Raw genomic sequence first — 11,754 nt, 5'->3', positions numbered from 1 at the left:
GCTGCATATGGAACTCGCTAAACCGCTGCCGTCCGGTTCTGCCGGAGTCGGTTCTCTGCTCTAATGGGCGGTCGAGCTCAGCAGTGCAGATGGCCTTTCGGGAAATCAGTCCGGTCCGATGATTTTCCCAGCTCTGCCATGCCCGGAATGGTGAACAATTCCGCCGGGTCGTGGTATTCGCGCATTGCTTCGAGGAGGGATGGGTGTGGACGCCGGATTCGATGGATTCGATCCGCAGGACCTTTCTCAGGATCGGGTGGACCGACTGTGCGGGCAGTTGCTCGCCTCGGTACCGCGCAGTGACCAGCGGCGGTGGGGCGAGCTGTACGTCCGGGGGCTGCTGTCCGCGAAGGGGCGCAAGACCATGAAGGGCATCGCCGAGGCTGCCGACAGCAGCGCGATGCAGAGCCTCCAGCAGTTCATCACCACCTCCCCGTGGGAGTGGAAACCCGTACGCCAGTCACTGGCCCGCCTCGTCGACCGGGAACTGCAGCCGGTCGCCTGGATCGTCGAGCCGCTCGCCGTGCCCAAGGCGGGCCGGCACTCCGTCGGCGTCTCGCGCCAGTTCGTCCCCGGGCTCGGCCGGATGGCCAACTGCCAGCAGAGCACCGGTGTCTGGCTGGCCTCCGAGGAGGCCAGCTGTCCGGTGGACTGGCAGCTCGCGCTGCCGGCGTCCTGGGTCTCCGGCGACGAAGCGCGGAGAAGAGCCGCCGTCCCCGACCACGTGAGATCCCAGACCCCGGTGCAGTGCGCCGTCGGTTCGGTCGTCTCCATGGCGGAGGACTGGCGGCTGACGCCGCGCCCGGTGGTGATGACCGCCGCCGGCGGCGACCTCGCCGAGGTGCTCGGGGCCTTCGCGCCGCGCCGGATCCCGTTCGTCCTGGGCGTCGACGCCTGCCTGCGGGTGGCCCCCGCCGACCCGAGGCTGCCCGTCGGTGACGGACGGCAGCTGCCGGCGGAGCAACTCGTGGCGTCCGTACGGGAGCTGGGTGCGGCGGTGGAGTGGCGCGACAGCTGGTACGCCCGGCGCAGAGTGGCCAAGGTGGTCAGTGTGCGGGTCGCGCTGCAGACCGCCCTCGACCGTTCCACGGGCATGCCGCCGCTCTTCCTCATCGGCGCCTGGACCGACCCGCAGCAGGCGCGGCCCACCGAGCTCTTCCTCTCCAACATCGGTCACCTCTCCTCGTCGGCGCTCTTCCGGATCGCCAAGTTGACCCGGCGCGTCTCCCGAGACCTGAAGGACGTCTGCGGCGAGGTGGGCATCCGCGACTTCGCCGGGCGCTCCTTCCGGGGGTGGCACCACCACGCCACGCTCGTCTCGATCGCGCACGCGATCTCCGTCCTGGCCCGACTGCCGAGGCAGTCGGGTCGGCTGCTGCCGCAGCGGCGGCTGCCGCTGATCGGATCGCGGTGACCGCGGCGGCCCCGGCCCGTGGCGAGCGGCTGCGGGAGATCGAGCTCTTCGCCGACCTGACCGATGACCAGCTGGACTGGCTCACCGCCGTGACCGAGGAGCGGGTGCTCGCCGACGGCGACACCCTCTTCCACGACGGGGACGAGGCCACCCACTTCTACGTGCTGCTCGACGGCGAACTCCTGGTCACCAAGAGCGTGGACGGTCGCGAGGAACTGCTCACCCGCCACCGGGCCCGTGCCGACGCCGGCGGGGAGCACGACGCCAAGCCCCCGGCCGCCCACCGGTTCACCGGGGAGCTCGCGCTGCTGACCGACGGCGTGTACGTGGCCACCGTCGTCGCGGCGGGCCGCACGACCGTCGCCGCCTACCCCAAGCACGTCTTCCTGGAGATGCTGGTGCGCTGCCCCGGCGTCGCCCGGGTGCTGCTGCCCGTCCTGGCCTGGCGGATCGCCTCCTCGGAGGCCCAGGCCCGGGGCAGGACCACGGTGGAGGCCATGGGCACGCTCGCTGCCGGCCTGGCCCACGAGCTGAACAACCCGGCCGCGGCCGTGGCGCGCGTCGCTCAGCAGCTCGGCCCGGCCACCGACCGGCTCGCCGGCGCGGCACGGCGCTGGGGCGCCGCGGCCGTCACGCCGGAGGCCGAGGCCCTGGACCGGCTCGCGGCGGAGATCGGGCGGACGCCGCTCACCGCCGAGACCGACCCCGTGGCGTCGGCGGACCTGGAGGACGAGGTGTTCGCCTGGGCCGAACGGCGGGGCGCCGCACAGCCGGTGGGCCTCGCCTGCGCGATGGCCGAACGAGGCCTCGGCACGGGCTGGTTGTCCGGGCGGCTGTGCGGGTTGTGCCCCGGTGTGCTTCCGGTGGCGCTGGAGTACCTGTCCGCCCTGCTGGAGGTCCGGGCGCTCGCGGGGGAGCTGCGGACGGCCGGCCCGCGCATCTCCGCGCTGGTGGCCGCAGCCCGGGACTACGCGCACCTCGGCCGGGCTCCGCAGGGGCGGTTCTCCGTGGTCGACGGCATCGAGGCAACCCTGGCCATGCTGCGGCCGAAGCTCGCCGGGGTTCGGATCGTGCGCGAGTACGCGCCGGACCTCCCGGACGCAGCAGGGCATCCGACCGAGCTCAACCAGGTGTGGACCAATCTGATCGACAACGCCGTCGACGCCATGGACGGCGCCGGGACGCTCACCGTACGGACCGGCCGCCAGGGCACCTGCCTCACCGTCGAGATCGGGGACACCGGCTGCGGCATCCCCGCCGACGCGCTCACCAGGATCTTCGAACCCTTCTACACCACCAAGGACGTCGGCAAGGGCACGGGCCTCGGCCTGCACCTCTCCTACCGCATCGTCACCCAGCGGCACCGCGGCTCGCTCTCCGCCCGCTCGGTACCCGGCGACACCTGGTTCACCGTGCGAATTCCCGCACCGACCCGAAAGGACCTCGAATGACGGAAAACACCGCAACGGACGTGCGGGCGGTTTTCGAGAAACAGCTCGCGGCGGTGACCGCCGGCGATCTCGACTCGATTGTCACGCATTACACGGCAGACGCCGTCCTCGTCCGCGCCGACCGGAGTTTCGTCGGCGCGGACGGAATTCGCGAAGCGTTCTCCGGGTACCTCGCCCTCCGGCCGAGGCTGGTGGAAATGGTGGAGTACGCCGAACACGGGGACACGATCTGCTACCGGGCGGTCATGGAGGTCGCCGGTGAACGGAAGGAGACGGTCGGCACCATGGTCATGAAGGACGGCGGGATCTGGCGGCAGACGGCCTCGTTCCGTCCGGAGCCGACGGTCGACGCGACACCGCTCGAGATCTACCGGGCCTGGAACGACTGCCTGCTGGCGGGCGACGTCGCGGGGGCCACCCGTCTGATCGACGCCGACCGGTGGACCGAGAAGTGCCTCGGCCTGACCGGTTGGCTCACCGACTTCCAGGTCGCGCTCACGCACTACGCGCGGAACATGGTCGAGCCGTGGGAAGACCTGGAGATGTCCGAGGAGGAGGTGGTCGAGGGGCGGGACGCCGTGACCATCCGCTTCCGCGTCGAGGCCACCCACATCGGGGAGTTCATGGGCGTTCCCGCCACCGGCCGGCGGGTCTCCTTCGACGCCATCCGTATCGTCCACGTCAGGGACGGAAAGGTCACGGGGCAGTGGGCGCAGCTCGACCTCTGGGGCTTGCACCGGCAGTTGACGGACGGCCGGCCGACCGCGCTCTGAGACGAGTCCATCAGAGTACCGTCAAAGGAACATTCCGGGCCGTGCGGGGCTGGTTCGATCGTGGGCATGGACTTCACTTGGTTGGCCGACCGGCTCGACGGCAGGCCGAGGGTGGTCGTGTCGACGACCAGCACCGGCATCGGGCTCCGACGTGAGCTGTGGGTCGCGTACCTGTACGGATACCGGCCGGTGGAACACCGGGTGGTGGCCGGGTCCGGGTCCTGGACCGTGCTGGTCCTGGACCCGGACCCGGCCGCCCGGCACCGGGCCGCATGGATGCGCCACCCCGACCTGCGGCCGGAGGCCCCCGCCCCGGTCGACTGGACGGACGGTCCGACGCCGCCCCTGTGGACGCCGCCGGGTTGGCCCGCCGGGACGGGCCCGGTCGCACCGCCCGACGACCGGCTCCCCGGCGTTCCTCTCGGGGACCGGGGGACCGGCCGCCGCGCGCTCTGGCTCGCGTGCGGCGTGATCGCGGCCTGGACGACCAATGCCGTGAGGTGTGCGTGGTCCGGCACGCCGGGAGCGACGGGCCTGGTGCTGTCCGGATTCCTGGGAGCCGTCGTGCTGCTCGGCTGCGCGGTCGCTGCTCGGCGGCCGAGCCGCCGGCGCCGGGCCGCTGACGCGTGCCGACCGGGAACGTGACGGAGCATGCCGGCTGGGGAACGGGGGAGTCGTGTACCTGAGGGATCCGAAATCCAGGGCCGGGCGGTGGTGCGCCGCGTCGGTCCTGGCACTGGCGGGGCTCGCCGTGATGCTGGCCGGCGCGGCCCTGACCGCCGTCTGCGCGTTCACCATCGCCTATCCGCTCCGACTCGCCGGGCAGCCTGGCCTGTTGACGGTCACCGGCTGCCTCACCGAGGGCAGCGGCAAACAGGAGCACACCACCTGCTTCGGCGACTTCACCCCCGACGCGGGCCCCGGTGTGGTCCACTCGGTCCCGTACGACGGCAAGCTGCGGGTCGGCGCCCGGGTGCCGGTGCAGTACGTCGAGTCCGAGGACACCTCCTACCGGGTCGGCGTCGCCCACGCCGGCCTCCGGGTGCTCGGCATCTCCGCCGGGCTGTTCGCCGTGGTGGCCGGCCCCGTCGGCCTCGCGCAGGCCGTCGAGCTGGCCGCACCGCGACGGGCGGCGCGCTGGCGCGGGGGACGCCTGCCGCGGGCGTCGTGGCGGGTGGCCGTCGGCTTGTTCAAGGCCCTCGCCGCGCTGGCGGTCGTCTCCGGTCTGACCAGCCTGGTGGCCTCTCTGGTGGCCTACCTGGTGACCGATTGACCACCGACCGCTACTGCGGCGTGCAAGCCTCGGCGGACTGCACCTTGGTGCACCGGCAGCCTGCTCCGGGAGGGGCCGCCGCCGGGACGGGTCGACACCGCCCGGATGAGCCGCCCTTCGGGGGCGAGCTCCGAACCACCGGTTCGCACGGCGATGTGCCAGCGAGCCGTTGGACTGGCGGCCATGCTCAACGACGTTGACAGACCTGACCTTCCGGTGGTTGCTGCGGGCCATTCCGCCGGAGGCTGGGCGGCGCTGTGCCTGGCCGGTGCGCAGCCGTGGGGACGGAGCCGGCGGCCGATCGCGGTGCCGACCGAGCCCCGGGTGACCAAGGTGGTGATCTTGGCCCCGACACTGGGTTGGTTCCGAGCGCCGGGCGCGCTCGACGAGCTGCGCGTGCCCGTTGTCGTGCTGACGGGAGCGGCCGACGTCGTGACGCCGCCGCTCACGGTGGACATCCTCAGGGCCGCACCCACTGAGATCAGCGTTCAGACGTACGAGGGCGTCGGGCATTTCGACGTCATGAGCGTCCTTCCGCCCACGGTGTCGCCCACGCCGGGGCTCGACCACGAGGTGTTTATCAGGCAGCTCGCGAACGATTTCGCGAGAGCGCTCGGATAGCGCTCTCGCCGCCGGCGGCTCGCTGGTGGTTATGGCCGCGGAGGGTGAACAGCCCTTGCTCGGTCCCGGCCAGGATTCCCCGCTCGGCGAGCCGCTTGAGCTTCAGCCGGGTGTTGTTGATGTTGCTGGGCGCGATCTCCACGTCCATCGCCTCACACACCGCCCGCGCCCGCAACGGGGCGGTGGCCGCCGCGAATACCGCCATGATCTGCTGGTAGGCAGGATGATTCGGCAGCTTCGCGGCCGGCGGCTCGGCCGGTGGGGGATCGGGCAGCTCCAGCAGCGTCTTGCGGGTGACCCGGATCTCCTCGGCGGCGGCGTCGAACCCGTCGCAGACACCCTGCTCACCGACCCGGCCAAGCCCCCCTTCCGGTGACAACACAAGTTCCGACCAAGGCACTTGGGGAGAGGCGGCGTCGGTAGTGGCACGACCGAATGGATTCGGCCTTCCCGCTTCGCTACCTGCCCGGGGGAAACATGGAGCAGATTTACCCCATCCACGATAAAATTCCGTCGGCCGCATGACCGTTGGTGTGCGATTATTACACCACCTCAAGGGACATGACGGAGACCCACTGGGGCCGTAGAGGTGAGCCGTTCGTAGACTTCCTTTGAAGAGGGGCTGCTCGGTTCCACGTCCAGGAATGGAAGCCGGCCGGGCGCGGAAGGCTGGGCTGCCCTCCGATGCCAAGAGCGGGCCGACACGGACTCTGTAGGCCTTCGGAGAGGACCCACCTGTCCCGTTCATGCGGACGATCAATCAGCCTCTCGCCAGACTCTCGCTGTCCCGTGTCAGGCTTCGCCACCCGAGACAGCGGCGAGGCAGCCGGCGGCCTCCTCCATGACATAGGCCATGCCGTCGGGGTCATGGGTGAGCAGCGCCGCTGCCTGCTGGTAGCGGTCAAGGGCCTCCGTACAGCGGTCCTGCGCGCACAGGCACCGGGCGCTCCACAGATATACCGTCCACAGGGGCACCGTACCGCTTTCGGCTGCGGCTTCCTCGGCCAGCTCCAGCTGTTCCTGGGCCTGTGTAAATTTCCTGTGTGCGATGAATACGCGGACGAGCGCGATTCGCAACTCGATGTTCAGCAAGTCGGTGCCGCTGGTCACTCTCAGCTGATCGCGCAGCAATCCCTGCAACTCCTCCTCGGAGCTGCTGCTTTCCGCCAGCTCCAGTTGAAGGCTGAGTCTGGTCTGGACGAGGTCCGCGAGATTCGCGCGACTTACCAGGGGGCTGTCCCCGGCGGGCATGTATAGGTCGAGAAGACGGCTGATCAACGCGATGGCTGCGCGTTCACGCCCCCCGCGGAGGAAGAGGTCGAGTAGTTCCAGGGAAATGTCACGGTAGAGGGGCGAGTGCTGTTCGTTCGTCTTGTCGAGTCGGGCTAGAAGCGCACCGTACATGATCTCGGCTTGCTCCAATTGACGCCCTTGCGTGAGTGCGTGACCCACGTGGTGAAGCACGGTGATGTCAAGATCGGCAACGTCCGTCTCGACGACGGACAGCAGGGCGTGCGCTTCGGCGGCCGCCCTGTCTTCCTCGCCCTGCTCCGAGAGCACCTGTACCAGGACTGCGTGGACCAGCAACCTGTTGTTCGCAGCGCCGGTGGAGCGCAGCCCGTCCAGAACTGCGCAGAGCTCCTTCTCGGCAGCGGACAATTGGTCATCTGACAGTAGAGCGCGCGCCCATCGGAACTGTAATTGCAGCGTTTCCATGTCCTGTGGTCCTCGCTCGTCGCGACACTCCTCGAAGAGTCGGCGGGATTCGTCCACGGCGCCTGTGGCTTCGTAGTAATAGCTACGAATTGCGCCGACCACAGGGAGGGTGTCAGGCAGGGAGGCAGTACGCTTCATCATCAACCTGATTAGGTCGCGAGCCTGGTTCCGATGGTTGGATGCTAGGCAGTAGCCGTATGCAGCCCACCCGGATTCAACGAACCAGGCCAGCGACTCCACATCGTCCGAGGGGGCGGACCGCAGAGTCGCCAGTACATGAGGGACTAGAACCTGCCACCTTTTCCATCGGTCAGGCGTGCTCCCACCCCCTCCCATCCATCGCGTGACGTTGGCGGCAGCCCTCCAGATCTCAGCGGTTCCCTCTCCGTCACGCACCTGTGCGGCGTTGATGTCCAGCACCAACGGGTGGGCAGTGAGACACAGATCGGCTGCGTTCGCCGCGCCGTTTCCGCCGATCGATATGTCCACGTTCTCCAGGTTCAACAGTCCCATGTCGACAAGTGCGTCGACAGCTGCGTCGCCGTGTTCGAACCCATCCGGGAACTCGCGCTCCGGGGTGACGAGACCGTACGCGAGCAGGATGGCGGGGAACGGGCTCGGGTCGAAGCACGACAGGACGCGCATGAGCAATCGAGCCTCCGGCAGTCCTTGTCGGGCGAGCAGGTCGAGACTGATCTCCCAGGTATGGCTCACCAGCCGGCGCAACCGCTGGTCGTCCGTGCCGAACGTGAACGGTTCGCCCGCGTCGAGCAATGGGGCACCCAGCCGGTCGAGTTCTGCCGTGTACCCCGCGAAGTCGCCAATGGGCCGGACGTCAATGGTGCCGCGTGCGGATCCCAGGCTCGTTCGTACCTTTGCCAGATACGCGCCTGCCAGGTGCAGCGCAAGGGGCAGCCCGCCCAGCCTCGCGGCGAGCGCACGGGCGTCCTCGACCGGTCCGGCATTTCCCGCCAGGTCAGCGAGGACCTTTGCCCCGTCTTCGGCGGACAGCATGTCCACCGCTCGACACACTGCTTCCGTTCCCCACAGGCGGGGGTTGCCGACTCGACTCGTCACCACCGTGAGACCGGACCGACTCGGCCGGACCCACCCTGTACCGTCTCCCGACGAGCCGTGCTCCGAAGCGACGACCGAGAGGTCGTCCACGGCGTCAACGACGAGCAGCCAGCGCTCATTCGCACGGTCCAGGCAACGCCACACGAGGTCCAACGCGCTCGACTGCCCCGTTCGTGCGCGGTCGAGATCGTCGTCGGCCACACCCAGTTCACGGGCGACCTGAGACATGCCCGTCAGCAACCGTTCGTGTGTAGTCGCCGAGACCCAGAACACCTGATGCCCGAGGTCGCGAGCGTGCCGGGCAAGCCTCAGTGCCACTGTTGTCTTTCCGCCTCCGCCGAGCCCGTGCAGGACCTGCACCCGCTCGTGTCCCTCGGCCAGCGCTCGTTCTAGATCGGCCAGCAGACTGTCCCGGCCGTGTAGACGGGCGGGGAGCTCGCCGTACGGAGGGCGTACTGAGTAGGTGCCCGGCCTCGGTCCGGGGGCGGCGGGGCCGTCTCCGGTGGTACGGGCCCGGCCTTCCACGGCCTCACGGCGGCGCCCCTGGTCCGCCGCGTTCCGTTTCGCCTGCCATGCGGCCAGACCTCGCCGGGACGTGCCGGACCTCTGCTGCGCTCGTGCTTCCAGCAGTTCCACGAGGACGGCGAATGGACGGCCGTCCTCGGGCACGCTCTTGCCGCTGAACCACAGGCTGAGCTTGCTTTTTCCGAGAGTTACCGGGGGACGTTGCTGGGACCCCCACATCGCGATCTGGGCGAACGTAGGGGTTCCGGCGTTCATTCGCAGCTGCCTCAGCTCCGCCGCGAGGCGTTCGGCTGCGGACTGGTCGTTCATCGATCCCCGTTCAGTCGGAACTCTCGTTGAACACCCATTTCACCAGGCCTGTCCTGCGAAGACGTGCTGTTCAGCGAGAAACCAACCCGCTGAACCACGCACGGATCCAGCTCAATGGCCACCGACCGGCCGGAGAGGTCGGGCCTACCGAGAAGGTGCGTGGTGAAGGAATTCGCAGCGAAGTGGCGTGACCGGGCTTGGCGGCACGAGGTGCTGAAGACGGCAGGAGGGTGGGTGGTCTCAGGCCTTGTACGCGAACTCGTCCGCCGTGGTCTGTCCATGTGGTGGGGGTCGTGAGGCGCGGCCTTCGGGCACGGGCGGGGCCGCCCGTGCCCGAAGGCCGGAGGCGGAACGCCGTTGGAGTTCTCGGCGCGGCCGTTGACCCGGAACAGTGGCTTCGTCGCGGGCTCGCTGTTGGTGATCGCCGCGTCGTTGTCCGCCGGCGTTCGGGCTACCGCACGGCACCGCTGCTGTGCTCGGCGCAACGACGGCGCTGCCGAAAGCTCTGGCACGCCCGCAGTCCCAGGGTTGCAAGCGGTAGTCGACTGCTCCTGCAGCAGCTGGGCGACGCCGTCCTGCAGGTAGCCAGCTCCGCATGGTGGAGGTGCGGAACTGGGACGGCACGGGTGCGGCAGCGAGCCGACGACCGTAGGCATCGTCGCAGAGACGGGACCGTGTCGGAACCGCAGCGCTCGGATTGGCGATGCGGTGACGCAGTGTCACACCATGGTGCCCGCGCCAGACGGGGCGCAGACTTTTGCCCCCGAGGGCTTCATGTGGCCCTCCGTCGATGCGTGGTGCAGCGCGAGGGTCTGCCCTATCGGTGATCTCCGAGGTGGTGGTGCATCGATGCTGGCGCGGCATCCAGGCGTACCAACAGCTGAAACCACCGTTCTGCTTCTGGAAGTTCAGTGGCAGGGTATCTAACATGAGCTGGACTCATATTAGAAGAGAAGGGCTTGACGGTGCCGACTCGATTCGACCTGCCTGCGGATTTCCGCTGGGGCGCTTCCACCGCGGCCTACCAGATCGAGGGCGCGGTGGACGAGGACGGGCGGGGGCCCTCCGTGTGGGACGTGTTCGCCGCCCGTCCGGGTGCCGTCCGTGACGGCCACACCGGGCGCACTGCGTGCGACCACTACCACCGCTATACCGAGGACATCGCTCTGATGCGCGAACTCGGTCTGGACGGCTACCGGTTCTCCATTGCCTGGCCCAGGATCCAGCCGACCGGCGCCGGCCCGGCGAACCCGGCCGGGCTCGCGTTCTACGACCGGCTGGTGGACGCCCTGCTCGCGGCCGGCATCGCGCCGCTGCCCACGCTCTTTCACTGGGACCTGCCGCAGGCCCTGGAGGACGGCGGCGGCTGGCTGGCCCGGGACACCGCGTACCGCTTCGCCGAGTACACCGAGCGCATCGTGGACCGGCTCGGTGACCGCGTCCCCGCCTGGATCACGCTCAACGAGCCCTTCGTCCACATGGTGTTCGGCTACGCGCTCGGCACCCACGCCCCCGGCCGCACGCTGATGCTCGACGCCCTGCCCGTCGCGCACCACCAGCTCCTCGGCCACGGCCTGGCGGCCGCCGTGCTGCGTGAGCGCGGCCACCAGGTGCTGATCGCCAACAACCTCACCCCGGTCTGGCCGGCCAGCGATGACCCCGCAGATGTGGCGGCCGCCGCCGCGTACGACGCTCTGCACAACCGGTTGTTCACCGACCCGCTGCTGCTCGGCCGCTACCCGGACCTGAGCGCCTTCGGCGTCCCCGAGGACCTCGGCGGCAGCGTTCGCCCGGGCGACCTGAAGCTGATCTCCGCTCCGGGCCTGGACGGGCTCGGCCTCAATTTCTACAACCCGACCCGGATCGCCGCCCCCACCGGCCCCGAACTCCCTTTCGCCGAGGCCGAGATCGCGGATGTGCCGCGAACCGCCTTCGGTTGGCCGGTCGTGCCGGACAGCCTGCGCGAACTACTCCTCGGCCTGCGGGAGCGGTACGGCGACGCACTGCCGCCGATCACCATCACCGAGAACGGTTGCTCGGTGGAGGACCGGGTCGCACCCGATGGCACCGTCGACGACCGGTTTCGGATCGACTACATGGCGAGCCACCTCGACGCCCTGGCCGAGGCGGTCGCCCAGGGCGTGGACGTCCGCGGCTACTACACCTGGTCCTTGATCGACAACTTCGAGTGGGCGGAGGGCTACCACCAGCGCTTCGGCCTGGTCCACGTCGACTTCGAGACCCAGAAGCGCACCCCGAGGACCTCCTATGCCTGGTACCGCGACCTCATCGCCGCCCATCGTGAGCGGTTCGCGCGGTAGGCGGGCCGATCGGGTCTCGCGACTCCGCTGCCAGGTAGCCGACTTGAGGTATCTGGTGACTTACGGTCAAGGCCTTTGGTCCGCGGCTACGTCCCCGCCACCGGTCAACTCTGCTCCGTGCAGACAGGGTTCGAGATCTGGAACGGTGGCGCGGGGCTGGCCACCAACTCCTTCTCCTACCAGCCCGCCACCGGTCTGCCCACTGGCAACGTGACCTCCGGCCTGCCCGGCAAGTAGAGCGGATGGCCTGCCCTGCGGAGGAACCGAAGGGCAG

Annotated in this window: 9 protein-coding genes; 7 read left to right on the top strand and 2 right to left on the bottom strand. The window is 69.4% G+C overall.

Annotation, left to right across the window (positions count from 1 at the left end):
- Positions 1 to 256: 256 nt before the first annotated feature.
- From AB0Q99_RS29420 to AB0Q99_RS29395, 6 genes are all read left to right on the top strand, one after another.
- Complete coding sequence (locus AB0Q99_RS29420) at positions 257 to 1,414, top strand: transposase (protein ID WP_363576608.1); 1,158 nt, start codon at positions 257 to 259, stop codon at positions 1,412 to 1,414.
- Positions 1,411 to 2,865: an ATP-binding protein gene (locus AB0Q99_RS29415; RefSeq protein ID WP_363576607.1), complete on the top strand. Its 1,455-nt coding sequence runs from the start codon at positions 1,411 to 1,413 to the stop codon at positions 2,863 to 2,865. Before AB0Q99_RS29420 ends, AB0Q99_RS29415 begins: the two co-directional genes overlap by 4 nt.
- Positions 2,862 to 3,638, top strand: coding sequence for a nuclear transport factor 2 family protein (locus AB0Q99_RS29410; RefSeq protein WP_363576606.1), 777 nt, complete (start codon positions 2,862 to 2,864; stop codon positions 3,636 to 3,638). The genes AB0Q99_RS29415 and AB0Q99_RS29410 overlap by 4 nt, the downstream gene beginning before the upstream one ends.
- A 66-nt stretch (positions 3,639 to 3,704) precedes the next feature.
- Positions 3,705 to 4,283, top strand: a complete 579-nt coding sequence (locus tag AB0Q99_RS29405; protein WP_363576605.1) for a hypothetical protein — start codon at positions 3,705 to 3,707, stop codon at positions 4,281 to 4,283.
- A 31-nt stretch (positions 4,284 to 4,314) separates the two neighbouring features.
- Positions 4,315 to 4,911: a hypothetical protein gene (locus tag AB0Q99_RS29400; protein ID WP_363576604.1), complete on the top strand. Its 597-nt coding sequence runs from the start codon at positions 4,315 to 4,317 to the stop codon at positions 4,909 to 4,911.
- Positions 4,912 to 5,094: 183 nt separating this feature from the next.
- Positions 5,095 to 5,532: a hypothetical protein gene (locus AB0Q99_RS29395; RefSeq protein ID WP_363576603.1), complete on the top strand. Its 438-nt coding sequence runs from the start codon at positions 5,095 to 5,097 to the stop codon at positions 5,530 to 5,532.
- On the opposite strand, the gene AB0Q99_RS29390 is transcribed toward AB0Q99_RS29395, so the two are convergent.
- Both AB0Q99_RS29390 and AB0Q99_RS29385 read right to left on the bottom strand, forming a co-directional pair.
- Positions 5,492 to 5,911, bottom strand: coding sequence for a hypothetical protein (locus tag AB0Q99_RS29390; protein WP_363576602.1), 420 nt, complete (start codon positions 5,909 to 5,911; stop codon positions 5,492 to 5,494). The two genes, AB0Q99_RS29395 and AB0Q99_RS29390, sit on opposite strands and share 41 nt — an antisense overlap.
- Positions 5,912 to 6,324: 413 nt before the next feature.
- Positions 6,325 to 9,159, bottom strand: coding sequence for an NB-ARC domain-containing protein (locus AB0Q99_RS29385; protein WP_363576601.1), 2,835 nt, complete (start codon positions 9,157 to 9,159; stop codon positions 6,325 to 6,327).
- 965 nt (positions 9,160 to 10,124) lie between these two features.
- Between AB0Q99_RS29385 and AB0Q99_RS29380 the strand changes: the two genes are divergently transcribed.
- Positions 10,125 to 11,480 carry a GH1 family beta-glucosidase gene (locus tag AB0Q99_RS29380; protein WP_363576600.1) on the top strand — a complete coding sequence of 452 codons (1,356 nt, stop codon included), beginning with the start codon at positions 10,125 to 10,127 and terminating at the stop codon, positions 11,478 to 11,480.
- The last annotated feature ends 274 nt before the right edge of the window (positions 11,481 to 11,754 follow it).

The sequence above is a fragment of the Kitasatospora sp. NPDC086791 genome, from assembly GCF_040685975.1.
Taxonomy (GTDB): domain Bacteria; phylum Actinomycetota; class Actinomycetes; order Streptomycetales; family Streptomycetaceae; genus Kitasatospora.
The sequence above is the reverse complement of the archived record's forward strand: the minus strand, read 5'-3'. Positions and strand labels throughout refer to the sequence as shown.

Coding starts and splice junctions, on each gene's coding strand:
- AB0Q99_RS29410 (WP_363576606.1), top strand. CDS start 2,862: ATGACGGAAAACACCGCAACGGACGTGCGGGCGGTTTTCGAGAAACAG.
- AB0Q99_RS29405 (WP_363576605.1), top strand. CDS start 3,705: ATGGACTTCACTTGGTTGGCCGACCGGCTCGACGGCAGGCCGAGGGTG.
- AB0Q99_RS29395 (WP_363576603.1), top strand. CDS start 5,095: ATGCTCAACGACGTTGACAGACCTGACCTTCCGGTGGTTGCTGCGGGC.
- AB0Q99_RS29385 (WP_363576601.1), bottom strand. CDS start 9,159: ATGAACGACCAGTCCGCAGCCGAACGCCTCGCGGCGGAGCTGAGGCAG.